Source organism: Sphingomonas xinjiangensis (assembly GCF_014199255.1).
Classification (GTDB): Bacteria; Pseudomonadota; Alphaproteobacteria; order Sphingomonadales; family Sphingomonadaceae; genus Sphingomonas; species Sphingomonas xinjiangensis.
On record NZ_JACIJF010000005.1, the window covers coordinates 23792 to 49461 of the forward strand.

27 protein-coding genes are annotated in these 25670 nt (G+C 64.6%); 16 read left to right on the plus strand and 11 right to left on the minus strand.

The genetic code is table 11. The features are described from left to right. Positions 1-410: 410 nt before the first annotated feature. Complete coding sequence (locus tag FHT02_RS10225) at positions 411-2852, minus strand: TonB-dependent receptor (protein WP_184087178.1); 2442 nt, start codon at positions 2850-2852, stop codon at positions 411-413. Between the two features lie 240 nt (positions 2853-3092). Here FHT02_RS10225 and FHT02_RS10230 point away from each other — a divergent pair, with 240 nt between their 5' ends. Further along, the gene (locus FHT02_RS10230; protein ID WP_184087180.1) at positions 3093-3557 is read left to right on the plus strand and encodes an Hsp20 family protein; all 465 of its coding nucleotides are present in this window, start codon (positions 3093-3095) and stop codon (positions 3555-3557) included. 93 nt (positions 3558-3650) lie between these two features. Here the strand turns inward: FHT02_RS10230 and pyrG are convergent, their stop codons facing one another. Further along, on the minus strand, positions 3651-5282 hold the full coding sequence (gene pyrG / locus FHT02_RS10235; RefSeq protein WP_184087182.1) for a CTP synthase: 1632 nt from the start codon (positions 5280-5282) through the stop codon (positions 3651-3653). A 105-nt stretch (positions 5283-5387) separates the two neighbouring features. Continuing rightward, positions 5388-5780 carry a preprotein translocase subunit SecG gene (secG, locus tag FHT02_RS10240; protein WP_184087510.1) on the minus strand — a complete coding sequence of 131 codons (393 nt, stop codon included), beginning with the start codon at positions 5778-5780 and terminating at the stop codon, positions 5388-5390. Positions 5781-5989: 209 nt separating this feature from the next. Here secG and FHT02_RS10245 point away from each other — a divergent pair, with 209 nt between their 5' ends. The 8 genes from FHT02_RS10245 to eda all read left to right on the plus strand — a co-directional run bounded on the left by FHT02_RS10245 (position 5990) and on the right by eda (position 13426). Beyond that, entirely contained in the window at positions 5990-6343 is a 354-nt protein-coding gene (locus FHT02_RS10245; RefSeq protein ID WP_184087184.1) for a MarR family transcriptional regulator, read from the plus strand. Between the two features lie 79 nt (positions 6344-6422). After that, positions 6423-6653 carry an SH3 domain-containing protein gene (locus FHT02_RS10250; RefSeq protein WP_246352326.1) on the plus strand — a complete coding sequence of 77 codons (231 nt, stop codon included), beginning with the start codon at positions 6423-6425 and terminating at the stop codon, positions 6651-6653. After that, on the plus strand, positions 6650-7591 hold the full coding sequence (gene argC / locus FHT02_RS10255) for an N-acetyl-gamma-glutamyl-phosphate reductase (RefSeq protein ID WP_184087188.1): 942 nt from the start codon (positions 6650-6652) through the stop codon (positions 7589-7591). Before FHT02_RS10250 ends, argC begins: the two co-directional genes overlap by 4 nt. 97 nt (positions 7592-7688) lie before the next feature. Then, entirely contained in the window at positions 7689-9146 is a 1458-nt protein-coding gene (gene zwf / locus FHT02_RS10260) for a glucose-6-phosphate dehydrogenase (protein ID WP_184087190.1), read from the plus strand. Between the two features lie 55 nt (positions 9147-9201). Then, on the plus strand, positions 9202-9909 hold the full coding sequence (gene pgl, locus FHT02_RS10265; protein ID WP_184087192.1) for a 6-phosphogluconolactonase: 708 nt from the start codon (positions 9202-9204) through the stop codon (positions 9907-9909). Further along, the gene (edd, locus tag FHT02_RS10270; protein WP_184087194.1) at positions 9909-11732 is read left to right on the plus strand and encodes a phosphogluconate dehydratase; all 1824 of its coding nucleotides are present in this window, start codon (positions 9909-9911) and stop codon (positions 11730-11732) included. The genes pgl and edd overlap by 1 nt, the downstream gene beginning before the upstream one ends. A 114-nt stretch (positions 11733-11846) precedes the next feature. After that, positions 11847-12815 (plus strand): glucokinase, encoded by a 969-nt coding sequence (gene glk, locus FHT02_RS10275; protein WP_184087196.1) that lies wholly within the window; start codon positions 11847-11849, stop codon positions 12813-12815. Continuing rightward, positions 12812-13426, plus strand: a complete 615-nt coding sequence (eda, locus tag FHT02_RS10280; protein ID WP_184087198.1) for a bifunctional 4-hydroxy-2-oxoglutarate aldolase/2-dehydro-3-deoxy-phosphogluconate aldolase — start codon at positions 12812-12814, stop codon at positions 13424-13426. Before glk ends, eda begins: the two co-directional genes overlap by 4 nt. A 39-nt stretch (positions 13427-13465) precedes the next feature. Here the strand turns inward: eda and mltG are convergent, their stop codons facing one another. From mltG to fabD, 7 genes are all read right to left on the minus strand, one after another. Then, positions 13466-14455 (minus strand): endolytic transglycosylase MltG, encoded by a 990-nt coding sequence (gene mltG, locus FHT02_RS10285; protein ID WP_184087200.1) that lies wholly within the window; start codon positions 14453-14455, stop codon positions 13466-13468. A gap of 4 nt (positions 14456-14459) precedes the next feature. Next, a complete protein-coding gene (fabF, locus tag FHT02_RS10290; protein WP_184087202.1) occupies positions 14460-15719 on the minus strand; it encodes a beta-ketoacyl-ACP synthase II in 1260 nt (419 codons plus the stop codon). Positions 15720-15886: 167 nt separating this feature from the next. Continuing rightward, positions 15887-16135 (minus strand): acyl carrier protein, encoded by a 249-nt coding sequence (locus tag FHT02_RS10295; protein WP_184087204.1) that lies wholly within the window; start codon positions 16133-16135, stop codon positions 15887-15889. Between the two features lie 90 nt (positions 16136-16225). Further along, positions 16226-16753 carry a hypothetical protein gene (locus tag FHT02_RS10300; protein ID WP_184087206.1) on the minus strand — a complete coding sequence of 176 codons (528 nt, stop codon included), beginning with the start codon at positions 16751-16753 and terminating at the stop codon, positions 16226-16228. Between the two features lie 27 nt (positions 16754-16780). Further along, positions 16781-17518: a 3-oxoacyl-[acyl-carrier-protein] reductase gene (fabG, locus tag FHT02_RS10305; RefSeq protein ID WP_184087208.1), complete on the minus strand. Its 738-nt coding sequence runs from the start codon at positions 17516-17518 to the stop codon at positions 16781-16783. Positions 17519-17548: 30 nt separating this feature from the next. Beyond that, positions 17549-17965, minus strand: coding sequence for a GxxExxY protein (locus FHT02_RS10310; protein WP_184087210.1), 417 nt, complete (start codon positions 17963-17965; stop codon positions 17549-17551). Between the two features lie 58 nt (positions 17966-18023). Then, positions 18024-18959: an ACP S-malonyltransferase gene (gene fabD / locus FHT02_RS10315; protein ID WP_184087212.1), complete on the minus strand. Its 936-nt coding sequence runs from the start codon at positions 18957-18959 to the stop codon at positions 18024-18026. A 273-nt stretch (positions 18960-19232) separates the two neighbouring features. Here fabD and FHT02_RS10320 point away from each other — a divergent pair, with 273 nt between their 5' ends. The 6 genes from FHT02_RS10320 to FHT02_RS10345 all read left to right on the plus strand — a co-directional run bounded on the left by FHT02_RS10320 (position 19233) and on the right by FHT02_RS10345 (position 22704). Then, positions 19233-19649, plus strand: a complete 417-nt coding sequence (locus FHT02_RS10320) for an RcnB family protein (protein WP_184087214.1) — start codon at positions 19233-19235, stop codon at positions 19647-19649. Between the two features lie 158 nt (positions 19650-19807). After that, positions 19808-20299: an SPOR domain-containing protein gene (locus FHT02_RS10325; RefSeq protein WP_184087216.1), complete on the plus strand. Its 492-nt coding sequence runs from the start codon at positions 19808-19810 to the stop codon at positions 20297-20299. A 215-nt stretch (positions 20300-20514) separates the two neighbouring features. After that, the gene (gene rpsF / locus FHT02_RS10330; RefSeq protein ID WP_184087218.1) at positions 20515-20913 is read left to right on the plus strand and encodes a 30S ribosomal protein S6; all 399 of its coding nucleotides are present in this window, start codon (positions 20515-20517) and stop codon (positions 20911-20913) included. A 15-nt stretch (positions 20914-20928) separates the two neighbouring features. Further along, positions 20929-21153: a 30S ribosomal protein S18 gene (gene rpsR, locus FHT02_RS10335; protein WP_010543816.1), complete on the plus strand. Its 225-nt coding sequence runs from the start codon at positions 20929-20931 to the stop codon at positions 21151-21153. A 13-nt stretch (positions 21154-21166) separates the two neighbouring features. Then, complete coding sequence (gene rplI, locus FHT02_RS10340) at positions 21167-21763, plus strand: 50S ribosomal protein L9 (RefSeq protein WP_184087220.1); 597 nt, start codon at positions 21167-21169, stop codon at positions 21761-21763. 341 nt (positions 21764-22104) lie between these two features. Next, the gene (locus FHT02_RS10345; RefSeq protein ID WP_343056906.1) at positions 22105-22704 is read left to right on the plus strand and encodes a CAP domain-containing protein; all 600 of its coding nucleotides are present in this window, start codon (positions 22105-22107) and stop codon (positions 22702-22704) included. A gap of 3 nt (positions 22705-22707) precedes the next feature. Here FHT02_RS10345 and mutL read toward each other — a convergent pair whose 3' ends face one another. Continuing rightward, positions 22708-24459: a DNA mismatch repair endonuclease MutL gene (mutL, locus tag FHT02_RS10350; protein WP_184087222.1), complete on the minus strand. Its 1752-nt coding sequence runs from the start codon at positions 24457-24459 to the stop codon at positions 22708-22710. Positions 24460-24611: 152 nt separating this feature from the next. Here mutL and FHT02_RS10355 point away from each other — a divergent pair, with 152 nt between their 5' ends. Next, positions 24612-25652 carry a rod shape-determining protein gene (locus tag FHT02_RS10355; protein ID WP_184087224.1) on the plus strand — a complete coding sequence of 347 codons (1041 nt, stop codon included), beginning with the start codon at positions 24612-24614 and terminating at the stop codon, positions 25650-25652. Positions 25653-25670 lie beyond the last annotated feature (18 nt).

Below are 25670 nucleotides of genomic sequence, written 5' to 3' on the forward strand. Positions count from 1 at the left end.
ACCACCCTCTAAGGCATCGTGACAAAGCGTTGCCACCACCGTAGCAACACTACATCGAAACGCAGGCAGCAAACGGCCGTGGTTCGGGGAGGGTTCAGCCCCGCTTCGTAGCGATACGAAAGCGTGCGGGCGAGCCATCACAAGGGGGCTGACGAGCGATCGTCACGCAGGCGCCCGGGCTGGAAACGGTCCGGGCGTTTGCCGTTCTAGGCACCAAAGCTTTCACGCCGCTGAACGAGACCCCGGAAAAATGGGGAGGCAGCGCAAGCACCACCTCCCCGCCCCAACGTCTCCCGGCCAGGCGAGACGCTAGCTCGACCCCCTGATCATGCTCCCCCAGAGGGGAGGAGTAGCCCGTCACCAATCCTCCCCTTGCAAGGGGAGGAGTGCGCAGCGCTTCACCCCAAGTCTCAAAACGATTTGCTCAGCGTCAGCCCATAGGTCCTCGGGTCCCCCGGCTGGCCGGAGATCAGCCCAGTGTTCCCCGGCGTCGTCGCCAGCACTTCGAAATGCGCCTCGTCGAACGCGTTGCGCACCCAGCCGAACAGGTTGAAGTCGTCGGTCCGAAAGCCTGCGCGGAAGTTCGCCAGCGTGTACCCTTGGATATCGGTGTAGATCGACCGTGACGCGTTGGACGAGAATTTCGACCGCGAATTGGCGTCGCCGCCTAGATAGAATTCGCCCTCCAGGCCGAATAGTTCCGCCGGCGCGTTGTACTCGGCGCCATAGGAGAACGCCCAGTTCGAGATTCCCGGAAGCCACTGACCCGAAATGTCGCACACCACCGGGCTTAGCTGCCCCGGCACGCCCGGCGTCCCACCCGCGCTGCCCACCGGCGCCGCCGAACCACCCGACAGTTCAGGCGGGCACGGCGCATTGCCGAACTCGACATATTCGTGATCGGTATAGGCGCCGTTGACGTACAGGTTCAGCCGCTCCGAGGGCCGCAGCGAGAAGTCGGTCTCGACACCGCGCACCCGCACTTCGCCGGCATTGGCCAGATAGCCGCGCAGCGTCGAGTTCGCGCCGTTGTTCACCACCGCCTGGTAATCCTTGATCACCGTCCAGAACCCGGCGATGTTCAGCGTCGCCTTGCGGTCCCAGAACTGGGTCTTGGCTCCCAGCTCGAAGTGATCGACCTGCTCGGGATCGACCTGCGCCAGCTCAGTCTGCACCACGCCGTTCACCACCGGCACGCCGTTTAGGTTCAGCCCTCCCGATTTGAAGCTGTGCGCATAGGTCGCGTACAACAGCACGTCGCGCGACGGCTTGTACGACAGGGTCAGGTCGTAGGAGACGTTCCAGGCGCGGTACTTCTCGTCTTCGAAAGCCTGGGGCTGGAGCGCGTCGCGCTGCGCCGCCTGCCGCGCATTGCCGCCGCTATAAGGCACCAGGTTGCCCGCAGAGTCGGTCACCACGCTGATATAGCTGCCGACCTTGTCGTCATAGTTCACCCGCACGCCGGGCGAGACCGTGAACTTGTCGCCCAGCTTCAGGTTGAGCTTGCCGAACAGCGCGCCGCTGAAGTTCTTCAGGCGGATGTCGTTCTCCGCCGTCAGCCCGTTCAGGACGCTCGGATCATTGGCCAGCGCGCTGCTCGGGTTGATCAGCCAGCGGCTCGCCGCCGGCCCCTGCTGCTGCACACCGGTGGTGCGGATGCCCTGGTAGAAAGCAAAGGCACCCAGCACATAGTCGAACCCCTTGCCCTCACCGGCGTAGCGGAACTCCTGCGTGAACTGGTCCTGCTTGGTCGGGTTCTGCGACAGCGTCGTGATCGGCAGCCCAGTGAAGTCGCGGTCGTTGGCCGGTCCCCAGTTCCAAAAGCGCCAGGCGGTGACCGACGTCAGCGTGCCGTTCCCGGTGTCCAGTTCGGCGCGCAGCGACGCGCCGCCCATTTCGTTCAGCGCGTTCAGCTCCGCGTCAAGATCGGTCAGCCGATGAAACGGATTGGCGCTCGGCACCGCATAGCCAAGCGCCTGCGTCAGCGCCGGATATTGCCGGTTGGCCGCCCGCTGGGTTGGCCCATAGCGCACATAAATTTGCGCGCAGCATTCCGGGTTCTGCCGGTTCCAGTCGCCCGACAGCGTCAGGTTCAGCGTGTCAGTCGCGCGCCACAGCAGCGCGCCGCGAAGGCCGATATTGTCCTGCGCGTTCACGTGATTGCCGCTCGCCACATTGTAGATCGTGCCGCGCCGACTGGTGGTGCTCACTCCCAGCCGCACTGCCAGATCGTCGGCGAGCGGGCCGGAGACCGACGCCTTGGCCTGCTTGAACTCCATATTGCCAACGCTCAACTCGGCACGGCCTTCGAAGTCGAAGCTTGGCGCCTTGCTGGTGATGTTGATCGCGCCGGCGACGGTGTTCTTGCCATAAAGCGTGCCCTGCGGTCCGCGTAGCGTCTCGACTTGCTGCACGTCGAGGAAGTCGAGCGTGGCGACCGCGACGCGGCTGAAATAGACCTGGTCGATGTAGACGCCGACACCCTGCTCGATGCCGTCATTGGTCAGTCCCAGCGGCGCACCCAGTCCGCGGATATTAACCGACGAGTTGCGCGGATTCGTCGAATAAAACTGCAAAGTCGGCTGCAATTGCTGAAGCCGCTGCACGTTGAAGCTGCCGGTACTGTCGAGCTCCTTCACCCCCACGACCGAGATCGGGATTGGTACATTCTGCGCCCGTTCCTCGCGCCGCCGCGCCGTTACGACCACGTCGGCGGCGGCCGAACTGCGCTGGACGTCTTCTTCGGTCCGCGCCTGATCGCCGGGTCCTGGCTGCACCGCCTGTGGGTCCGGCATAGGTGTGGCCAGCGGCGAGGTGCTCGCAAGCAGCAGCAACGATAGCGGCAGGCTCATTCCAATCCCCCTCTTTGGTTCTGAGTACAATCTCCACTCCAACGGGGGATATTAGCGAACAACCTAATCTTGCCGGTGCCGTAGCTCGTGTTTGAGTGCGTGCCTCACCCTCTTGACGTCCATCCGTCGACTTCCAAAATAACGCATCGGCGCAGTGCCTTATGGGCTGCGCCGCCACGCCGGGAACCTCAGTTTCCGCGTAGACAAGATGCTAGACTTGCTCATTTGAGGAGATTGGAAATGCGTCAGATCGACTTCACTCCGTTCCGCCGCTCCACCGTCGGGTTCGACCGCCTGTTCGACTTGCTCGAAACCAGCGCACGCCAGACCAGCAGCGAGAACTACCCCCCGTTCAACCTCGAGCGCCTTGCAGAGGACCGCTATCGCATCACGCTGGCCGTCGCCGGTTTCAAAGCGGACGAGATCGACATCACCGCGCAACAGAACCTGCTGCTGGTGGCTGGCCGCAAGGAAAGCGAGAACGAGAATAACCAGGGCAGCTATCTGCACCTCGGCATTGCCAACCGCAGCTTCGAGCGCCGCTTCGAACTCGCCGATTTCGTGCGGGTGGACAGCGCCAATCTCGCGGACGGCCTGCTCGTGATCGAGCTGGTGCGCGAAGTGCCGGAGGCGATGAAGCCCAAGAAGATCGCAGTGACCACCGGCGAACAGCCGATTGCGATCGACCACCGCAACGCAGCCTGAGGGCTGATTAAGCGCTAGCGGCGCTTTCCTCCCTTGGGTGCCGCAGCAGAGGCGTCCGGATCAAGCATCCGGACGCCTTTTGCTTGCCTGTGATCAGACCAGCCGGCTCTGCTTCAGCGCCGCCTCGATGAAGCTGGCGAACAGCGGATGCGGCTCGAACGGCTTGGACTTGAGTTCGGGGTGGAACTGCACGCCCACAAACCAGGGATGGTCTGGCCGCTCTACGATTTCAGGCAGCGACCCATCCGGCGACATGCCGGAGAACACCAACCCGCTCTTTTCGAGCACGCCCTTATAATGCGTGTTCACTTCATAGCGGTGGCGATGCCGCTCGCTGATCTCTTCCGCGCCATAGATCGACGCGACCACGCTGTTGCCGCCCAGCTTGGCAGGATAAGCACCCAGGCGCATTGTGCCGCCGAGATCGCCCCCGGCCTCCCGCTTCTGCAAGCCTTCGGCGGTCATCCATTCCGTGATCATCCCGACCACCGGTTCTTCGGTGGGTCCGAACTCGGTCGTCGAGGCGGTATCCAGCCCCTCAGCACGCGCGCCATCGACGCACGCCATCTGCATGCCAAGGCATATGCCGAAGAACGGCACCTTGCGCTCACGCGCAAACCGCACCCCCGCAATCTTGCCTTCGCTGCCGCGCTCGCCGAAGCCGCCGGGAACCAGGATGCCGTGCATCGGCTCAAGTTCGGCAGCCACTTCCTTTTCGCCACGCTCGAACACCTCGGCGTCGAGCCAGCGGATATTGACCTTCACGCTGTTGGCAATGCCTCCGTGCACCAGTGCTTCAGTCAGCGACTTATAAGCGTCGGGCACGCCCATATATTTGCCGACCACGCCGATGGTGACTTCGCCCTCCGGGTTCTGAAGTCGACTGACGATCTGCTCCCATCGATCCAGGTTCGGTGCGTCACCGGGCTCGATGCCGAACGCCTTGAGCACCTCGACGTCCAGCCCCTCACGATGGTATTGGAGCGGCACGGCATAGATGCTCTTCGCATCCAGCGCCGGAATGACCGCCGACGCGGGCACGTTGCAGAACTGCGCGATCTTGGCCCGCTCGCCGGCAGGCAAGTTATGCTCGGACCGACAGACCAAGACGTCGGGCTGAACGCCCAGCGACGCCAAGTCGCGGACGCTGTGCTGCGTGGGCTTGGTCTTCAACTCGCCGGCAGCCGCGATGTAAGGCACCAACGTCACATGAATGCTGACCGATTGGCCGCGGCCCAAATCGTTGCGCAGCTGGCGGATCGCTTCGATGAACGGCAGCGATTCGATATCGCCAACCGTGCCGCCAATTTCGCAAAGAACGAAGTCGAGATCGTCGGTGTCATCTTGCGCGAACGACTTGATCGCGTCGGTAACGTGCGGGATCACCTGCACCGTCGCGCCGAGATAATCGCCACGCCGCTCACGCTCGATGATCGTCTTGTATATCCGACCTGAGGTGATGTTGTCCGACTGGCGTGACGCAACGCCGGTGAAGCGCTCATAATGACCAAGGTCGAGATCGGTTTCAGCGCCGTCATCCGTCACATAGACTTCACCGTGCTGGTGCGGTGACATCGTGCCGGGATCGACATTGAGATACGGATCGAACTTACGGATGCGGACCCGATAGCCACGGGCCTGGAGCAATGCCGCAAGGCTTGCTGCCATCAGACCCTTGCCAAGCGAGGAGACCACGCCGCCGGTGATGAAGATATACCGCGCCATGGGAGAAAACGCCTAACGTGTTTGAGCGCGCGCCGACAAGCACCCGAATCCGGAGCCGGCGCGCTTTTTTTAGTCAAGTCCCGTATTGCACGGGACGGATTGCTTTTACTGGACGTTCGCCATCGTCGAGCCGTTGCCGCTTAGCGCGCTGGCCTCAGGCGCCACAGCCGGCACAGAAGCGTTGTCGCCCGCAAACGGAACGCCAGGCGCAGCCGTCGGGGAAGTCACGGGCGCACTGGGCGCGCGCTGAAGCGAAGTGTCGATCGATGCGGAGTGGCGCGTGGCCGCGATCACTGCGAGGAGGATGCTCATGCCGATGAAGATCGCCGCGAGAACGGCGGTGGAGCGCGTGAGGAAGTCCGCGGCTCCGCGTGCCGACATCAGGCCCGAGGGGCTACCGCCCGTGGTCAGCCCGCCGCCCTCGGACTTCTGCATAAGGATCACAGTGACGAGCAGTGCCGCAATGATGGCATGGACGACGAGCAGAAAGGTGAACATTGAAGACCGGACCTGTTGGCGGAAAGCGGCGACATAGGGGACCCACGTTGCCGGATCAACCGCCGCGTTGTCGGTCGTGGCGCCCGGCGTGGCAAACAAACCCGTAACATTTCGCCAACGCACTGAAACCTCGGCGCTCTCGCCGCGTTTGTGTGGCATATCCCGAGGCGAGCCGGGATTGTAACGGATGAGTAGATGCCGTGAACGCAATGTCCGACCAGTCGTTGTCATCTTGGAAGAACACGCTGATCGATTACGTGCGCTCGGGCGAGCCCGATCTCACTAATCGGCAGATGGCCCTCTTGATGTTGGTATATCTAGACCAAGGCCCTCATACGGTCCGGGGTTTGGCGCGTGCCCTGAACGTGTCCAAACCGGTAGTGACGCGCGCCTTGAATCGATTAGGCACGCTGGGCTATCTGCGCCGTCAGCGCGACGACACCGACAAACGAAACATCTTCGTCGCACGTACTCCTGAAGGGGCAGAGTTTCTTGCAGAATTCGGGCATTTCCTCGCGGGCGACGCCATCGGTGAGCCCATCGCCCGGCGGGCACACGCGTAATCGATTCGCGCTTACGGGACGTTCGGTGGAAGTTGACCCGCGTGTCCAGGCAGTCCGGCGCGATCTGGCAGACGTCCGCTTGGCGGATCAGGTCTTCGCGCCGCATTATGCGGCGCCTTTGCTTCGCCGCTTGACCCGCACCGTCCAACTCAGAAGTGCGTCCGCGCCGACCTCTGATGTCCTAGCCGAACTACAGGCCTCCGCCTCCTTCGAAGTCCTGGAATTTGCCGGCCAGCACGCATGGGGCATTTCTCCGACCGTCGGGCTCGTGGGCTATATCCCCGCCGACGCGCTTGAGAGCGCAGAATGACGATCCGCGTCTTCATCGATGGCGCCGTCGGCACGACCGGGCTCGAGATCCGTGAGCGTTTGAGTGATCGTACCGGCATTGAGCAGGTCATCCTTGCGGACACCGATCGCAAGGACCGCGCGAAGCGCGAGGACGCGCTCAATTCGGTAGATTTCGTCATTCTCTGTCTGCCCGACGATGCGGCGCGAGAAGCCGTGGCAATGATCCGCAACGAGCATGTACGCGTCATCGACGCTTCGACCGCGTATCGGACAGAGCCAGATTGGACCTATGGTTTTGCCGAACTCGAGCCAGGCCAGATGTCTGCGATCGCCGAATCCGCCCGCGTCAGCAACCCGGGATGTTATCCAACCGGGTTCCTGGCACTTGTGCGGCCGTTGATTCGCAGCGGCATCGTCCCGCACGATTATCCCCTTAGCGTGAACGCCGTCTCCGGCTATTCCGGAGGAGGCAAGTCGATGATCTCCGAATTCGAAGATCGCGACGCAGCCGAGTTCACGGACACTGCGTATCGGAGCTACGCCCTTTCGCTTGCGCACAAGCATGTGCCCGAAATGCAGAAGCACGCGCGGCTGGAACATCCACCGATCTTCATGCCATCCGTGGCAAGAACGTATCGCGGCATGCTGGTGGAGGTTCCCCTGCCGCTCCACGCGTTCACGCGGCGTCCCTCGATCGAGGCGGTCGAGAATGCGCTGCGCGACGCTTACAAGGATAGTCCGCTGGTTCGGGTGCTGCCGGCGGAGATGGGCAGCGTTTCAATCGAGGCCGATGCAGGGACCGACCGTCTGTCGCTGCGCGTCTTCGGCAACCCCGAACGTGGCCAGGCCCGGCTTGTCGCGACGCTGGACAATCTGGGCAAAGGCGCTGCGGGGGCCGCCGTGCAGAACCTGAACATCATGGCCGGCCTCGATCCCGTCGCCGGGTTGATCGTCTGACCCCCAGCCTGCGGATCTCGCACGCCCTGCCCCGCTAGCGACTTGATCTTTGATCGCCATTGGTGTCTCGCGGGCGAAATCAATCGAGAGGGACGCGATGCATCAGCCCGTTGGCAAATTGCTGTTGTTCGGAGCAACCGGAGATCTGGCGCAGCGCATGCTGCTGCCGTCGCTCTACGCACTGCATGCCGACAGCCTGTTGCCTGCCGGGCTGACGATCACCGCGACGGCGCGGTCCGATCATGATGACGCGTCCTTCCGGGAATTTGCCCGTGAGGCATTGGACAAGTTCCTGCCGGGCGACCGTAAGGACGAAGCTGCACTCGATGGATTCCTGGAGCGTCTGAACTACCAGTCGCTCGACGCTTCGCAGATGGACGGCTTTGCTGCGCTGAAGGAGAAAGTCGGCGATATCTCCGGCGGTCTGGCGATCTTCTTGTCGACGGCGCCATGGCTATTCGGGCCGACCATCAAAGGGCTGGAAGCGGCCGGTCTCGCGGGCGACAATGTCCGCATCGGGTTGGAGAAGCCGCTGGGTCGCGACTTGGAATCCAGTCGCGAGATCAATGACCTGGTCGCCGCAGCGTTTCCCGAGGAGCGCACTTTCCGGATCGACCATTATCTGGGCAAGGAAACGGTCCAGAACATTCTGGCACTCCGCTTCGGCAACTCGCTGTTCGAGCCGGTGTGGAATGCCCAAGGCATCGACCATGTCCAGATCACTGTTTCTGAAACAGTTGGTCTTGAGGGCCGCGCCGGCTTCTATGACGAGACCGGCGCGCTTCGAGACATGGTCCAGAACCACATGCTTCAGCTGGTCGCGCTGATCGCGATGGAACCTCCCGCCCGCTTCGACGGCACGGCCATTCGCGACGAGAAAGTCAAAGTTCTGCGCTCGCTGCGGCCGATCAGCGCGTCGGAAGCGCCGCAATTGACCGTCACCGGTCAATATGGCGGTGGTGCAGTGAAGGGCGAAATCGTGCGCGACTACGCCAGCGACCTCGAAAAGCCCTCGACGACCGAAACCTTCGTTGCGATCAAGGCGCATGTCGACAATTGGCGCTGGCACGGCGTGCCGTTCTACCTGCGCACCGGCAAGCGCCTGGCGGAGCGCCGTTCCGAGATCGTGATCCAGTTCAAGCCCGTGCCGCATTCGATCTTTGCGCAGCGCGGCGCGTCGTTGCAGCCAAACACGCTGGTGATCCGCCTTCAGCCGGAAGAATATGTCCGCCTTTTGGTGATGGCGAAGCAGCCCGGCCTTGATCGGGAGGGCGTCCGCCTGCGCGAAGTGCCGCTGAACCTCAGCCTGGAAAGCGAATTCGCCGGCACCACACGCCGCATCGCTTATGAACGGCTGCTGCTCGACCTGATCGAAGGTGATCCAACGCTGTTCGTCCGCCGCGACGAGGTGGAGGCGCAGTGGGAGTGGATCGACGGCATCCGCGCCGGCTGGAATGCGAACGACATGAAGCCGAAGCCTTACGCCTCGGGCAGTTGGGGTCCGTCCGCATCGGTCGCGCTCACCGAGCGTGACGGCGTGACGTGGAACGAATAACCGCCGCTCCCCATATCGGACGGGGATTGGCCGCGAGAAGCACGCAGGAGCCGGAATGACGACTGAGATCGAATGGTGGGAATATGACGGCGCCGGCGAGATGGCCGATGCCGTCGCGGGTGACATTCAATTCATCATCGAGAGCGCGATCGATGCGCGTGGCGCCGCGGTCATCGCGCTCGCGGGCGGCAAGACGCCGCTGCCGATCTATGAGAAGCTGGTCCAGGCCAAGCTCGACTGGAAGCGCGTCACGATTATCCCGGGTGATGACCGCCTGGTCCCCCTGGGCGATCCGCTCTCCAACGTCACCGCCATCGGCAAGATGTTCCTCCCCAAGGGCGCGCGTGTAATCCCGCTGATCAGCGACAAGGCCGAAGATTACAAGGCCGCAGGCCGCGCCGCCGATGCGCGACTTCAGGACCTGCACTGGCCGCTCGACCTTTGCCTGCTCGGCGTTGGTGGCGATGGCCACGCCGCATCGATCTTCCCCGGCCCCGATTTCGAGGAGGCGCTGAACGGCCCGCGTGAGCGGCGCGCGCTGGGCGTCATGCCCGACCCGCTGCCGCCGGAGGCGCCGGTCGCCCGCGTCACGCTCAGCCGGACGGCAATCGTTTCCGCCCGCGCGCTGATGATCGCCCTGACCGGCGACGCAAAGCGCGGCGTGCTGGAAGATGCGATCCGGCAGGGTGCTTCGTCCAACTATCCGGTGGGCCGCATCCTCGCCGACGTCGAGCTGCCGGTCGACATTCACTGGAGTGCGTGATGGCGATGCTGCATCCTGAAATCGCCGCCGTCACCGACCGCGTGATCGAGCGTTCCAAGGCGCGCCGCCAAGCCTATCTTGAGCTTATCCGGCGCGAGCGCGAATCCGGGGCGGATCGTCCAAAGCTGGGCTGCGCCAACCTGGCGCACGCTTATGCCGGGACCGACGAGCAACGCGATCTGATGACCCCGGGCAACCGGATGAACATCGGCATCGTCACGTCGTACAACGACATGCTGTCGGCGCACGCGACCTATTATCGCTACCCCGAGCAGATGAAGGTCTGGGCGCTCGAAGCCGGCGCTACGGCACAGGTCGCCGGTGGCGTCCCGGCGATGTGCGATGGCGTGACACAGGGCTATGAGGGCATGGAGCTGTCGCTGTTCAGCCGCGACACCATCGCGCTGTCCACCGCCGTGTCGCTATCGCACCGCGTGTTCGAAGGGGCCGCGCTGCTCGGAATCTGCGACAAGATCGTGCCCGGGCTGCTGATGGGCGCATTACGCTTTGGGCATTTGCCCATGGTGATGATCCCGGGCGGGCCGATGCGCTCGGGCGTGGCCAACAAGGAGAAGGCCGCGGTTCGCGAGCGCTATGCCGAGGGCAAGGCCACACGCGAGGAACTACTGGCGTCCGAAATCGCCGCTTACCACGGCAAGGGCACTTGCACCTTTTACGGCACCGCCAACTCTAATCAGATGATGATGGAGGCCATGGGCCTCCACATGCCCGGCGCGGCCTTTGCCAACCCGCAGACCAAGCTGCGCCAGGAACTGACACGCGCGGCCGTGCACCGGCTGTCCGAGATCGGCTGGAATGGCGAGGATTATCGCCCGATCGGCCATGTGGTCGACGAGAAGTCGATCGTGAATGCGGCGATCGTGCTGCTTGCCACCGGCGGCTCCACCAATCACCTGATCCACGTACCCGCGTTCGCGCGCGCTGCCGGCATCCTGATCGATTGGGACGATTTCGACCGCCTGTCGAGGACGATCCCGCTGCTGACCCGCGTCTATCCGAACGGATCGGCCGACGTGAACATGTTCGAGGATGCCGGCGGCCCGCCCTTCGTCATCAAGGAACTGCTGCGTGGCGGACTGATGCATGCCGACACCCTCACCGTGGCTGCGGGTGGCATGCAGGCTTATAGCCGCAAGCCGCATATGGATCAGGACGAACTCGTCTGGCGCGACTTGCCCGCCAAGAGCGACGATGAGACGATCGTGCGAACGTTCGAAGCGCCTTTCTCTGCCGAAGGCGGTTTCCGGATCCTGAAGGGGAATATTGGCCGCGCGTGCATCAAGGTTTCGGCCGTCGATCGCGATCGCTGGATCATCGAAGCGCCTGCGCGTGTCTTCACCGACCAGAATGCCGTGCAGGAGGCCTTCAAGGCGGGCGAGCTGGACCGCGACGTTATCGTCGTGATGCGCTTCCAGGGGCCGCGTGCGAACGGCATGCCCGAACTGCACAAGCTGACTCCGCCGCTTGGCGTTCTCCAGAACCGCGGCTTCCGGGTGGCGCTGGTGACCGATGGGCGCATGTCCGGCGCGAGCGGCAAGGTGCCCTGTGCGATCCACTTGTCACCCGAAGCGTTGGGTGGTGGCCCAATTGCCAAGGTACGCGACGGCGATATCATCCGCTTGGATGCGCAGGCAGGTACGTTGGAGGCGCTGGTCGACGCCGCGGAATGGGACGCACGCCCTCATACCGAAGCCCCACCCGTTCCGCAGGGCACCGGGCGCGAGTTGTTCGCGATGATGCGCCACCATGCCAGCGCGGCCGAGGAAGGTGCATCCGCGATGTTGGCAGAGGCCGGGCTGTAACGCCCGCCCTCTGCAGGCGCGCGCTTTACTTCCAAACGTGTTGCGCGGAAAAGGCCGGCGCCTTCGCTGCCAACGTTGACAGGCGGTGAAGATGGTGAGGATCAGGGAGCTGCAATGGAAGTCGTCGCGGTAGATATCGGGGGCACGCACGCTCGCTTCACCATCGCCGAAGTGGAGGGCGGCCGCGTCGTCTCGCTTGCCGAGCCCGTGACGCTCAAGGTTGCCGAGCATGCAACCTTCCCGCTCGCCTGGGCAGCGTTCGGCGAACAGCTTGGACGTCCGGTACCACGCGCAGCCGGCATCGCCGTCGCCTCGCCGGTGAACGACACGCTGATCAAGTTCACCAACAATCCGTGGATCATCCGTCCGCCGCTGATCAAGGAGCGGCTGAACGTCGACACCTACACGCTGATCAACGATTTCGCGGCGATCGGCCATGCGGTCGGGCAGCTCGATGGCGAAGCCTATGTCCATCTGTGCGGTCCCGATGTCCCGCTGCCGGCTTACGGGTCGATCACCGTATGCGGTCCAGGCACAGGCCTGGGCGTGGCACAGGTGTTCCGCGACCGCGGCAGCTATCACGTGATCTCGACCGAGGGCGGGCACATGGACTTTGCGCCGCTCGACAACATCGACGACGCGATCATTCGCCGCCTGCGGCCGACCTATACGCGCGTGTCGGCGGAGCGGGTCTGCGCCGGACCCGGGCTGGTCAACATCTATGAAACGCTCGCGCAGATGCAGGGCAAGCCGGTGATCCATTTGGAGGACAAGCGGCTGTGGGAACTGGCACTCACGGGGACGGACGCACTCGCCACCGCTGCGCTTGAGCGCTTCTGCCTTACCCTGGGCGCCGTTGCCGGTGACTTGGCGCTGACCCACGGCCCTACTGGCGTCGTGATCGCCGGCGGGCTGGGGCTGCGCCTCAAGGACAAGCTGGTGCAGTCCGGCTTCGGCCAGCGTTTCGTTGCCAAGGGAAGGTTCCAGAGCCTGATGTCGACGATTCCGGTAAAGATCATCACGCACGAGCAGCCGGGCCTGTATGGCGCGGCGGCAGCCTTTGCTCAGGAGCATGCACTTTGACGACCACGATTGCCGACATCATGCGCACCAGCCCGGTTATCCCGGTGCTGGTCATCGACGACGCCGCGACTGCCCGCCCGCTTGCCGAAGCACTGGTGAAAGGTGGGCTGCGGGTTCTGGAAGTGACGATGCGCACGCCCGCGGCGATCGACGCGATCCGCGAGATGAAGCAAGTGGAGGGCGCGATCGTGGGCGCGGGCACCGTGGTCAACACCGACCAATTCGCCCAAGTGATGGACGCAGGTGCCGAGTTCATCGTGTCGCCCGGGCTGACAGACCGGCTGGGCAGCGCGATCGTGGATAGCGGCGTGCCTTTCCTCCCGGGGATCGCCAATGCCGGCGACATCATGCGCGGCTATGACCTTGGCCTGCGCCATTTCAAATTCTTCCCCGCTGAGACCAGCGGCGGGTTGAAGGCACTGAAGGCGTTGGCCGCGCCCTTTTACGAGGCCAAGTTCTGCCCGACCGGCGGGGTGAGCGCCGCAACTGCTGCAGATTGGCTGGGCTTCGATCCGGTGCTTTGTGTCGGCGGCAGCTGGGTCACGCCAAAGGGCGCCAGCTTCGAGCAAGTCGAAGCACTCGCGCGCGAGGCAGTGGCGCTCGGCAAGTAAGATTGGACGGCGGCCGCAAAGCTGCGGCCGCCGTTCCGCTTACATTTCGCCGCGGGCCCGGCGCAGCGCGTACCACTTGGCGACGTTCGCGTTATGCTGTTCAAGCGTTTCCGCGAACACATGGCCGCCCGTGCCATCGGCGACGAAGTAGAGCGCGTTGGACCGCTCCGGATCGAGCACGGCGTCGATGCTGGCCCGCCCTGGATTGGCGATCGGCCCCTGCGGCAGACCTGCCATGGCGTAGGTGTTGTAGCCGTTCCTGGCCTGGATCTCAGACTTGAGGATACGACGGCCCAGCGGCTTGCCCTTGGTCAACGGGTAGATGATCGTGGGATCGGCCTGAAGCCGCATACCCTGGCGCAGCCGATTGCCATATACGGCGGCGACCATGCGCCGCTCCGATGGCTTGCCGGTTTCTTTTTCGACGATAGAGGCGAGCGTCACCGCTTGCTGCGGCGTCGACACCGCGATGGCAGGCTTTCTGGCGGCCCAAGCCTTGGCGAGATAGTCGGTCATCGCCTTTTGCATGCGCGCGAGCACCGCCTGGCGCGTATCGGCGCGATTATAGGCATAGCTGTCGGGCAGCACCGAGCCTTCGGCAGGCACCGAAACGGGGCCGGATAGCTGCGGCGCCTTCATGAGCGCCTCATAGACCAGGATGGACGGCGTGCCTTCAGGGATCGTCACGAAGCGTTGAAGCGTCTTGCCGCCCTGCATCATCTTGAGGACATCGGACTGGCTGAGCCCCGCCGGCACGCGGTATTCTCCGGCCTTGATCGGTGCGCTTGCGCCAAGGATCTTGGACAAAAGCAGGAACTGACGCGCGGAGCGGATCGCCCCGGCCTTCTCCAACTCGTCGGCAGCCCGGCTGAGGCTAGCCCCCTCCGGCACCAGAACCGTGACGTTGCCCCGCGCCGGCCCCGCCCCGCCCCAGAGATGGAGCACCCCAAACGTCGCTGCACACAGGATCAGTGCCACAACGATCAGGGCGCATCCACCGCGCCGCTTACCCAGACGGCGCTCGCTCATGGGATCAGATCGCCTTCATGACCAGGCTGGCGTTGGTACCGCCAAAGCCGAAGCTGTTGTTGAGGATCGCCTTGACCTTGCGCTCCTGCGCGACATGGGGGACCAGGTTCACGCCTGCGCAATTGTCGCTTGGGTTGTCGAGGTTGAGCGTCGGCGGCACGATGCTGTCGCGCATTGCCAAGATGCAGAAGATCGCCTCGACCGCGCCCGCGCCGCCCAGCAGGTGGCCGATCGCCGATTTGGTCGAACTCATCGCCAGCCCGCCCATTGCGTCACCGAACAGCTTGCGCACCGCCCCGAGTTCGAGTTCGTCGCCGAGCGGCGTCGAGGTGCCGTGCGCATTGATGTAATCGATGTCCTCCAACGCGAGGCCCGACTTGCGCACTGCCATCTGCATCGAACGGAACGCGCCAGCGCCTTCAGGATGCGGGGCCGTCACGTGATAAGCGTCGCCCGACAGGCCGTAGCCGATGACTTCGGCATAGATCTTGGCACCGCGCTTCTTGGCATGCTCATATTCCTCAAGCACGACGACACCTGCGCCCTCGCCCATGACGAAACCGTCCCGGTCCTTGTCATACGGACGGCTGCCCTTGGTGGGATCGTCGCGAAAGCCGGTGGAGAGCGCACGCGCCTGACCGAAGCCAGCGATGCCGATGGGGCAAATCGCGCTTTCGGCGCCGCCTGCGAGCATGATGTCGGCATCGTCCATCGCGATCATCCGAGCGGCGTCGCCAATCGAATGGGCGCCCGTCGAGCAGGCGGTCACGACTGCGTGGTTCGGACCCATCAGCCCGTATTTGATCGAGACCTGACCCGAAATCAGGTTGATCAAGCGGCCATGCACGAAATGGGGGCTGACGCGCTTCGGCCCCTTGGCCGCGAGTACCAGCGATTCGCTCTCTATCCCCGGCAGACCACCGATACCCGAGCCGATCGAGCAGCCGGCGCGGAAGCGGGTTTCCTCGTCCATGTCGAGCAGGCCGGCGTCTTCGATCGCCTGGCCCGCGGCGTCGATGCCGTAGACAATGAAAGGATCGACCTGGCGCTGGATCTTGTGATCGACGCGCTTGGACGGATCGAAGCCGAATTCATGGTCCGGCGCCTTCACTTCACACGCATAATTGGTGTGGAAGTCGGTGGCATCGAAGCGCTTGATGATCTCAGCGCCGGACCTGCCGGCGACGATGTTCTTCCAGGCGGTTTCGACATCGGCCCCCACCGGGGTGACGAGGCCGAGGCCGGTCACGACTACGCGGCGCATTGGCATTTCTCTCCGTCGAAGTTCATGAAAGTTGTGCGGAGCGGGGCATCTTTCCAGCCCTGTCCAAAAGGAAACGGCTCCCCGTCCTCTCTTGCGAGCCGGACGGGAAGCCGTTGAATGGCATGCCGACCCCCATCAAAGGGTACGGAATTCGCCAAAGTTGGCGATCAGCCTTCCTGGTGCTCGCTGATGTAGCTCACCGCGTCCTGGACGGTGGTGATCTTTTCAGCGGCATCGTCGGGGATTTCGACGCCGAATTCTTCCTCGAAGGCCATCACCAGCTCGACGATGTCGAGCGAATCGGCACCGAGGTCATCGATGAAGCTGGCGGTCGGCACGACTTCCTTTTCGTCGACGCCGAGGTGATCGACCACGAGCGACTTGACGCGGGTGGTGATCTCTTCCTGGTTGGCCATGGTCCCTGTTATCCTTTGTGACTGGGCTCTGAATATGTGTGACCGCACCTAATTGGGTGCCGAAGCGCTGGCAAGAGGCGTCGCACCCCTTCAGGCGGCGGAAAAATCATGTGCCGCATAGTGGGCGGTGCTGAGGAACGAGAAATATTCGGCGAGCAGTTCCGCATTCGCGCGGGTCTGCTGCGATTCCTCGGTCACCGCCGCCTGGACCAGCGCCTGGGTATCCTGCGCAGTGAGCACCCGGGTGCGCTTGTCCTCGGGCAGCGCCTGGAACTGGTCCTCCAGCGCCGATGCGTCGAAGCCCTTTTCCTCGACTGCCTTGCGCGCCAGCGGCAACCCAATCTTGGCAAGCGCGTAGAAGCCGGCCGCCTTGGCCGCGGCGCTTGTCCACTTATGCTCGGCCGCGCAGGCCTTGGCGGCGGTGCCGAGCCCCTGCCCCACCGCGGGCGAATAGGTCAGGCGCTTGCCGGTCTCCACAAGCGCGGCGGTCGCTTCGGATTCGATCTGGCCGCGCACGGCGGCGTCGAGCTTGGTGGACACGCAATCGAGCGTGGCGAGATCGGCGGCCTGGGCCGGGATGGCAGCCAGGGACAGGAAGGCGGCTAGAACAATACGCAATGACTTCACTCCTGCCCCCAGGACGCCTTACAGCATCGCCATTCCGCCGTTCACATGCAAGGTCTGGCCGGTGACGTAGCTGGCTTCCTTGCTGGCGAGGTAGACCACGGCGGCGGCGATATCCTCGCCCTCGCCGAGCTTGCCCGCCGGGATGCGGCCGGTCAGCGCTTCCTTTTGCGCCTCGGGCAGGCCGTCGGTCATCGCCGAGCGGATGAAGCCGGGGGCTACGCAGTTCACGGTGATGTTGCGGCTGGCGAGTTCCTGGCCAAGCGCCTTGGACATGCCGACCAGCCCGGCCTTGGACGCGGCATAATTGGCCTGACCCGGATTGCCGGTGGCGCCGACGACCGAGGTGATCGAGATCATACGCCCGAACCGGGCCTTCATCATCGGCTTGGCCGCGGCGCGCATCAGGCGGAACGCGGCTTCGAGATTGACGGTGATGACCTGATCCCATTCATCGTCCTTCATCCGCATGACGAGGTTGTCGCGGGTGACGCCGGCATTGTTCACCAGAATGCTGAGGCTGCCGAGCGCTTCGACAGCCTGGGGGATCAGCGCGTCAACCTGCGCTGCGTCGGAGAGGTTGGCCTGCAGGGTGACGTGGTCGCCGTCGAGTTCGGCCTTGAAGGCTTCGAGCTTCTCCGGATTGGAGCCGGAAATGGCGAGCCGGGCCCCCTGCGCGGCCAGGCCCTTGGCGATGGCTGAGCCGATCCCGCCCGAAGCGCCGGTGACGAGGGCGGTCATGCCTGTGAGATCGAACATGGGTGGTCTCCGTGGTGTTCTAAGAAGAAGTTAGGGGTTCGCGCAGAGGCGCGGAGGCGCAGAGGAGGTGTGGTTGTTGACGATGCGTCGGATGCCTTCTTTAAGCGTCTCGCCGCCGAAATTCAGAAGCAGCCCTACGGGCTGTTTGGTCAGGCGAAGATAGGTCAGCAATTGCTTGGCGTGCACAGCGACTAGCTTATCGACCGACTTGATCTCCACCAGCAGCCGGTCCTCGACAATAAGATCGATCCTGAAGGCTGCGTCGAACCGAAGCCCTTCAAACTCGACGTCTATCGCGCGCTGGCGCGCGACCGAATAACCCATGCGGCTGAGCCGAGCTGCGAGGATCATCTCATAGACACTCTCAAGCAGACCGGGGCCAAGATCGCGATGCAAGCGCATCGCCACATCCACCACGTCGCCACTGATGCGGTCGATGTCCGTCAAGCGATCGTCCTCTGCGCCTCCGCGCCTCTGCGCGAACCTCTACCTTCTTATCTCCCGATCAAAGCGTCTTCGCCAGGGTTTCGATGTCGTCCATGGTGACGACGCTGGTGACGGGGATGTCCGGGGTGATGCGCTTGACCATGCCGGCCAGGATCTTGCCGCCGAGTTCGACGAAGTCGGTGACGCCTGCTTCGCCCATCGCGGCAACGCTTTCGCGCCAGCGGACCATGCCGGTTACCTGTTCGACCAGCAGCGTGCGGATGGTGGCGGGATCGGCGACCGGGGCGGCGGTGACGTTGGCGTAGAGGGGGACCAAGGGCGCCTGTATCGCGACGTCGGCGAGCGCCTTTTCCATTGCGTCAGCGGCAGGTTGCATCATCGGGCAGTGGAAGGGCGCGGAGACGGGTAGCAGGATGCCGCGCTTGGCACCGTGATCCTTGGCGATGGCGATGGCGCGCTCGATCGCGGCGCGGGCGCCCGAGATCACGACTTGGGTCGGATCATTGTCGTTGGCGACGGTGCAGACTTCGCCTTCGGCCGCAGCGTCGGCGATCGCCTGCGCCTTGGTGAGATCCGCGCCGAGCAAGGCGGCCATCGCCCCCTCGCCCACCGGCACCGCCGCCTGCATCGCGTCACCGCGAATGCGCAGCAGCTTTGCCGTGGTCGACAGGTCGAGCGCGCCGGCGGCGCACAGCGCAGTGTATTCGCCCAAGCTGTGGCCAGCGACGTAATCGACCTTGTCAGCGAGGCGGATGCCGCCTTCCTTTTCCAACACGCGCAGCACGGCGATGGCATTGGCCATGATCGCGGGCTGCGCGTTGGCGGTAAGGGTGAGCTGATCCTCGGGACCTTCGCGCATCAGGCGGAACAGGCTCTGTCCGAGCGCCTCGTCGACTTCCTGGAACACCTCGCGCGCAGTGGCGCTGGCGTCGGCGAGCGCCTTGCCCATGCCAACCGCCTGGCTGCCCTGGCCCGGGAAGATGAATGCGCGCATTTGGCCTCTCCTGTTCGCCGAATTCGAAGCGGCGCGGTTAGTACCGGTAGGGTTTGGGGGCAAGGGTGCGCGGGCCGCAGGGCCGCGCTTGTGGTAAGCGCAGGCGCTCGCTTTGCTCGCAACCCACCCCTGCGCCTTCCTTGCAGGGAGGGGTGAAGAAGGCCGTTACAATTCGCGACCAATTCGCACCCTGGCTGGGACGGGGCTGCGACAACCGGCTCCTACTTATTGATCAACGCCGCAGGACGCGGCGCGGTACAAAGGAATGGAGCCATGAAGAAGTTTATCCTGGGTCTGGTCGCCGCTTCGGTCGCAGCAACGCCGGTGATGGCCGCCGCCGCCCCGCAGCCGCAGCGCCATACCGAAGTGCAGCGCACCGTCGTGAAGCAGCGGCCGAACGGCACCACGGTGGTGAAGCAGCGCACGGTCCAGCAGCGGAACACGATCCAGCAGCAGCGCTACGTTCAGCAGCGCACCGCGTATCGCGCACCGCAATATCGCAGCTGGCACCGCGGCGAGCGCTTCGACAACCGTTATGCCCGCAACTATCGCCAGATCGACTATCGCCAGTACCGTGGCCTGCGGGCGCCGCCGCGCGGCTACCGCTATGTCCAGTCGGGGAATGACGCGGTGCTGGTCGGGATCACCAGCGGGATCATCTCCGCAGTGTTTGCGAACTTGATCCGCTAAGCCATTGAAACGTCGTGATAGGTGAACAAGGCGGCGGGGCTTCGGCTCCGTCGTCCCTGTTTTGGACGCACTCCGCCGCGACGGGTGCTGGAAACTTGACGGGCTTGCGTGGTTAACGCGGTGCAAACCATGTTGCGAGTTCCCGAAGATTGATCCGCTTGCCCTTCCCTCGTCCGCTTTGGCTGTTCGGCCTGGCCGCGCTTGGCGGCGGTGCCGCGCTGTATCCCATGCTCAGCACGGCCAGCAGCAGCCGGCAGAATACGCCGGCGTTGCTGGAGGCCGCGCAGCGGCGCGACGCCTTTGCCCATGACGAGCGGTTTCACACCCATCGCCCGGGCAGCATCACCCTGGCCCAAGCCATCGAAGTCCAGCGGCAGCGGCGCGCGCTGAAGCTGGCCGATGCGGTGGCAGGTGCGGTGTCGCAAGGCCCGGGATGGGAAGCGCAACTGGGCGCGTTCGGCAGTGCGCAAGCAGCGAAGCGCCAGCAGGCCCGGCTCCCAGCGCTGCCGCTGCCAGTGGCGGTGCACCGCGACGGGGCGCTGTTCCGGTTGAAGAGCGCGGCGGCGGCGCAGCCCGAGGCGGCGCAGGCATTCTGCCGCGGTGCAGTGGCGGCGGGGTTCGATTGTTTCGTGCGGCGGCGGGAGGGGTAACCCTTCGTCACTCCCGCCTTGAGCCGGGATGACAAGTAGAGATGCGGCGGTCGTCACCCTGGGTCCTTGCAATTCAACGGCTTTGCAGTCATAGGCAGCGCAGCCGGGGTGGAGACGCTGTCTTCGCCCCTGTTACCTATTGAAGTGAAGACGACAGCCGGAGGGGCGTTGCACACGGGGTGCACGTCAGCGATCGGCCAACAGAAAGAGAATGCATGGCTCTGTACGAGCACGTGTTCCTTGCGCGCCAGGATCTGGCACAGGCGCAGGTGGACGCACTGGCGGAAACCGCCACCAAGATCATCCAGGACAACGAAGGCCGCGTCGTAAAGACGGAGAGCTGGGGTCTTCGTTCGCTCGCCTATCGCATCGCGAAGAACCGCAAGGCGCATTACGTGATGCTCGAGATCGACGCACCGGGTTCGGTGATCGCGGAGCTGGAGCGCCAGACGCAGATCAACGAAGACGTGATCCGCTACATGACCGTCAAGGTTGACGGCCATGAAGAAGGTCCGACCGTGATGATGCGCAAGGGCCAGGAGCGCGAGCGCGGCCGTGGCCGTCGCGACCGCGACGAAGGCGGCAGCAACACCGGTTTCGGTGGCGGCGAGTAAGGAGCTTAGAGAATCATGGCACGTCCCTTTTTCCGCCGTCGCAAGAGCTGCCCCTTCTCCGCGAAGGACGCTCCCCGGATCGACTATAAGGATGTCCGTCTGCTCCAGGGCTTCGTGTCCGAGCGCGGCAAGATCGTACCCTCGCGCATCACTTCGGTGAGCGCGAAGAAGCAGCGCGAGCTGGCCCAGGCCATCAAGCGCGCCCGTCACCTGGGCCTGCTGCCCTACATCGTTAAGTAAGGAGCACCAGACCATGGAAGTCATCCTGCTGGAGCGCATCGAAAAGCTCGGCGTCATCGGCGACGTCGTGAAGGTAAAGGACGGGTTCGCCCGTAATTTCCTGCTCCCGAACAAGAAGGCGCTGCGTTCGAACGCGGCCAACCTCAAGGTGTTCGAAGCCAACCGTGCGCGCATCGAATCCGACAATGCGGCACGCCGCAGCGACGCTGAAAAGGAAGCCGGCAGCTTCAACGACACTTCGGTGACGCTGATCCGCCAGGCCTCCAACACCGGCCAGCTCTACGGCTCGGTCGCGGTTCGCGATCTGGTCGACGCGCTTGTCGCCGACGGCCACAAGGTCAACAAGGCGCAGGTCGTGCTCGACAAGCCGATCAAGTCGATCGGCGTATACCAAGTGCGCGTTGCGCTGCACCCAGAAGTCGCGGTGACCGTGAAGGTCAACGTCGCACGCTCGCCTGAAGAGGCCGAGATGCAGGCGCAGGGCGTCGACGTCATGACGGCGATGTTCGAGAAGGACGAGTCCGGCTTTATCGAGGATTACGATCCCAACGCCGAGCCGGGCGCGAGCGCCGAAGTCCGCGACGAGCCGGCCGAGGGCGAGAACGCCTGAAGCCAGCCTTCGTGCTGAACCAACAGAAAGGCCGCTCCGGATTTTCCGGGGCGGCCTTTTTGCTGTTCCGGTTCATGCCGGCGGCGCCCAAGCAAAAGGGCCGCCGGTCAGGGCAGCCCTTCATCAAGTACAGCCGTTGCAGCCTCCCTTAGGGGCAGGACACGCAGGCGCCGATCACTGCCGCGAGCGGGATCAGCGCGAAGAAAACGGGAACCACCTTGCTCATCGGATCATGCCTTGCCTGGTAACTTGCTGGTAAAACGGTCGATTTACGGGAAGGTTGCACGCAGATGAACCGGCGGTTCGCGTACGGTTCAGGCCTGTGCGCGGAGTAGCGTAGCGTGCTTGCTTTGCTGTTGCCGGTCGGACTTGCAGTCGCGGCGCCTTCTCCGCTGGAGCGGGCGATCGTTGCCGAGTTAAACTTCGCGCGGGCGGAGCCGCGCCGCTATGCCGAGACGCTGCGGCGCTATCGGCGGCACTTCAAGGGACGCGTGGTCTATACCCCCGCCCGCCCCGCCGGCATCCGCACGGCGGAAGGCGTGAAGGCGGTCGACGAGGCCGTTGCGTTCCTCGAGCGCCAGCCGGCCGCCCCGCCGCTTGCCGCCGCGCCGCTGCTGGTACGTGCGGCGGGGGTACATGTCGCCGAGCAGGGGCCGCGCGGCGCCACCGGGCACCGCTCGCGCGATGGCGCCGATCCGCGCGACCGCATGCAGCGGCTGGGCGGCGGCAATTATGTCGCGGAAACGATCACCTATGGCCCCGACACCGCCGCCGAAGTGGTGCGCCAGCTGATCGTCGACGACAATGTGCCGACGCGCGGGCACCGGCGTACGGTCTTCGCCGCCGAAATGCGCTTTGCCGGCGCGAAATGCGGGCCGCACAAGGTCTATGGAACGATGTGCGTTGTGGAATACGCCCGTACGCCGACCGGACGCTACTGAGCGCTATTTGCGGCCGAACAGCTTTTCGATGTCGCCATGTGCGAGCTTCACCCAGGTGGGGCGGCCATGGTTGCATTGGCCCGAATGCGGCGTGACTTCCATCTCGCGGAGCAGCGCGTTCATCTCGGCGACCGAAAGGATGCGGCCAGCGCGCACCGAGCCGTGGCAGGCCATGGTGGCTGCAACATGGTCGAGCCGTTCCTTGAGCGACAGCGCCTCGTCATAGCCGGCGAGTTCGTCGGCAAGGTCGGTGACCAGGCCGTGGATGTCGCTGTGCCCGAGCAACGCCGGGGTGGCGCGGACCAGCATCGCGCGCGGGCCGAAGCGTTCGAGCTCGAGGCCGAACTCAGCGAGTTCGGCGGCGCGGGCCTCGAGCCGGTCGCAGGCGGGCTCGTCGAGTTCGACGACTTCGGGGAGCAGCAGCGCCTGCGACGCGACGCCGCCGCCCTGCACGGCGCGGCGCATGCGTTCCAAAACAAGGCGCTCGTGCGCGGCGTGCTGATCGACCAGCACCAGGCCGTCTGCGGCTTCGGCGACGATATAGGTCTTGGCGACCTGGCCGCGGGCGACGCCCATCGGGAACTCGATGCTGGCGGGTACCGGCGCAGCGGCGGGCTCGGCGCGGGCCTGTGGCGGGGGCGCGAAGAAGGTCGGGCGGGCCTCATGAACCGCGCCGGAATAGCGCGTCATCGGCGGGTAGGCGGGCGCGGGCTGCGCGGGCTCGGGGGTCCACATGCCGAGCGCAGCGTCGCTCGGGCGCTGGACGCTGCGGTGCCCGGCTTCGTCGAGCGCGCGGCGCAGACCGCTGACGATGAGGCCGCGGGCGAGTGCGGGGTCGCGGAAACGGACTTCGGTCTTGGCTGGGTGGACGTTGACGTCGACCTGGTCGGCGGGAACGTCGAGAAACAGCGCGAGCACCGGATGCCGGTCGCGCGGCAGCATCTCGGCATAAGCGCCACGCACCGCGCCGGCGAGCAGGCGGTCCTTCACCGGGCGACCGTTGACGAACAGATATTGGTGGTCCGCCACGCCGCGGTTGAAGGTAGGGATGCCGGCGACGCCGCCCAGCACCAGCCCTTCGCGCTCGAAATCGATTGCGACGCTGTTGTTGGCGAGTTCGCGGTCGGTGAGGCCGGCGACGCGCTGCGGCCGGTTCTCGCCACCCTGGACCGACAGAACGCGGCGCCCGTCATGCTCCATCGAGAAGGCGATGTCGGGACGCGCCATGGCGAGGCGCTTGACCACGTCCATCGCCGCGGCGAATTCGGCGCGCGACGAACGCAGAAACTTCCGCCGCGCGGGCACCCGGGCGAAGAGCTGCTCGACGCGGACGCGGGTGCCGGGCGGCAGCGCGGCCGGTCCCTCACCCACACGCTCGCCATTGTCGGTGGTCAGCGCCCAGCCATCGGCACCGCGCACGCGGCTCTCCAGCACCAGCCGCGCGACGCTGGCGATCGATGGCAACGCCTCGCCGCGAAATCCCAACGTCGTGACTTGGTCGATTTCGTTGTCGGGCAGCTTGGAGGTGGCGTGACGCTCCAGCGCGAGCGCCATTTCCGCCGCGTTCATGCCGCAGCCGTCGTCGACGACTTCGATCAATTCTGTGCCACCTGCGGCGAGCCGAACCACGATGCGGGTTGCGCCCGCGTCGATGGCGTTTTCAACCAGTTCCTTCAGCGCAGACGCGGGGCGCTCGACCACTTCCCCGGCGGCAATTCGATTGACAAGATGCTCGGGCAGACGGCGTATTGACATGCCAATGCGTCTAGCCCAACGGACGGCATCCCGCGACCCGCAAGCGCATGCACCGAGACGGATTTACCCAAATCCGCCCCGGAAGGGTCCGGACTAAAATCTAAAGCGAACAGCCGGCGGCGGGCGCCCGACCGGGCAGGACGGAACAAAGAATGGCTTTCTCCCGCTTTTTCAAATTCATGTCCCACGACATGGCGATCGACCTGGGTACCGCGAACACGGTGGTGTATCTGCGCGGACGCGGCATCGTGCTGAACGAGCCTTCGGTCGTCGCGGTCGAGACGCTGAACGGCGTGAAGAAGGTCAAGGCGGTCGGCGATGACGCCAAGCTGATGATGGGCAAGACCCCGGGCAGCATCGAGGCGATTCGTCCTTTGCGCGACGGTGTGATCGCTGACATCGATGTCGCCGAACAGATGATCAAGCACTTCATCCAGAAGGTGCACGGTCAACGCCGCTTCATGCGCTGGCCCCAGATCGTTATCTGCGTGCCCTCGGGCTCGACCAGTGTCGAGCGCCGCGCGATCCGTGACGCCGCCTCCAATGCTGGCGCCAGCCAGGTGTGGCTGATCGAGGAGCCGATGGCAGCCGCGATCGGCGCCGACATGCCGGTGACCGAGCCGATCGGTTCGATGGTCGTCGACATCGGCGGCGGCACCACCGAAGTCGCGGTGCTGAGCCTGCGTGGTCTGGCCTACTCGACCAGCGTCCGCGTCGGCGGCGACAAGATGGACGAAGCGATCGTCTCCTACGTCCGCCGCAACCATAACCTGCTGATCGGGGAAGCCACGGCCGAGCGCATCAAGCAGGAAGTCGGCGTGGCCAAGCCGCCAGTCGACGGCATCGGCAAGACGATCCACATCAAGGGCCGCGATCTGGTGAATGGCGTTCCCAAGGAAATCCAGATCAATCAGGGCCAGATCGCCGAAGCGCTGTCCGAACCGGTCGGGACGATTGTCGAGGGCGTCCGCATCGCGCTGGAGAACACCGCGCCGGAACTGGCCGCCGACATTGTCGACCAGGGCATCGTGCTCACCGGCGGCGGCGCGCTGCTATGGGGTCTGGACGAAGTGCTGCGCGACGAAACCGGCCTGCCGGTGACGGTCGCCGAGGACCCGCTGACCTGCGTGGCGCTCGGCACCGGCCGCGCGCTCGAGGATCCGCAGTTCCGCGGCGTCCTGCTCGCCGTCTGATCAGGAGGTCCGAGGCAC

Bases quoted from the DNA above. Each gene is read 5' to 3' on its own strand.
- FHT02_RS10245 (WP_184087184.1), top strand. From the start codon at position 5,990: ATGTCCGACCAGTCGTTGTCATCTTGGAAGAACACGCTGATCGATTAC.
- FHT02_RS10355 (WP_184087224.1), top strand. From the start codon at position 24,612: ATGGCTTTCTCCCGCTTTTTCAAATTCATGTCCCACGACATGGCGATC.
- rpsF (WP_184087218.1), top strand. From the start codon at position 20,515: ATGGCTCTGTACGAGCACGTGTTCCTTGCGCGCCAGGATCTGGCACAG.
- fabD (WP_184087212.1), bottom strand. From the start codon at position 18,959: ATGCGCGCATTCATCTTCCCGGGCCAGGGCAGCCAGGCGGTTGGCATG.
- pyrG (WP_184087182.1), bottom strand. From the start codon at position 5,282: ATGGCGCGGTATATCTTCATCACCGGCGGCGTGGTCTCCTCGCTTGGC.
- argC (WP_184087188.1), top strand. From the start codon at position 6,650: ATGACGATCCGCGTCTTCATCGATGGCGCCGTCGGCACGACCGGGCTC.
- mltG (WP_184087200.1), bottom strand. From the start codon at position 14,455: ATGAGCGAGCGCCGTCTGGGTAAGCGGCGCGGTGGATGCGCCCTGATC.
- secG (WP_184087510.1), bottom strand. From the start codon at position 5,780: ATGTTCACCTTTCTGCTCGTCGTCCATGCCATCATTGCGGCACTGCTC.
- rplI (WP_184087220.1), top strand. From the start codon at position 21,167: ATGGAAGTCATCCTGCTGGAGCGCATCGAAAAGCTCGGCGTCATCGGC.
- rpsR (WP_010543816.1), top strand. From the start codon at position 20,929: ATGGCACGTCCCTTTTTCCGCCGTCGCAAGAGCTGCCCCTTCTCCGCG.
- edd (WP_184087194.1), top strand. From the start codon at position 9,909: ATGGCGATGCTGCATCCTGAAATCGCCGCCGTCACCGACCGCGTGATC.
- FHT02_RS10230 (WP_184087180.1), top strand. From the start codon at position 3,093: ATGCGTCAGATCGACTTCACTCCGTTCCGCCGCTCCACCGTCGGGTTC.
- FHT02_RS10320 (WP_184087214.1), top strand. From the start codon at position 19,233: ATGAAGAAGTTTATCCTGGGTCTGGTCGCCGCTTCGGTCGCAGCAACG.
- pgl (WP_184087192.1), top strand. From the start codon at position 9,202: ATGACGACTGAGATCGAATGGTGGGAATATGACGGCGCCGGCGAGATG.
- mutL (WP_184087222.1), bottom strand. From the start codon at position 24,459: ATGTCAATACGCCGTCTGCCCGAGCATCTTGTCAATCGAATTGCCGCC.
- zwf (WP_184087190.1), top strand. From the start codon at position 7,689: ATGCATCAGCCCGTTGGCAAATTGCTGTTGTTCGGAGCAACCGGAGAT.
- glk (WP_184087196.1), top strand. From the start codon at position 11,847: ATGGAAGTCGTCGCGGTAGATATCGGGGGCACGCACGCTCGCTTCACC.
- fabG (WP_184087208.1), bottom strand. From the start codon at position 17,518: ATGTTCGATCTCACAGGCATGACCGCCCTCGTCACCGGCGCTTCGGGC.
- FHT02_RS10295 (WP_184087204.1), bottom strand. From the start codon at position 16,135: ATGGCCAACCAGGAAGAGATCACCACCCGCGTCAAGTCGCTCGTGGTC.
- FHT02_RS10225 (WP_184087178.1), bottom strand. From the start codon at position 2,852: ATGAGCCTGCCGCTATCGTTGCTGCTGCTTGCGAGCACCTCGCCGCTG.
- fabF (WP_184087202.1), bottom strand. From the start codon at position 15,719: ATGCGCCGCGTAGTCGTGACCGGCCTCGGCCTCGTCACCCCGGTGGGG.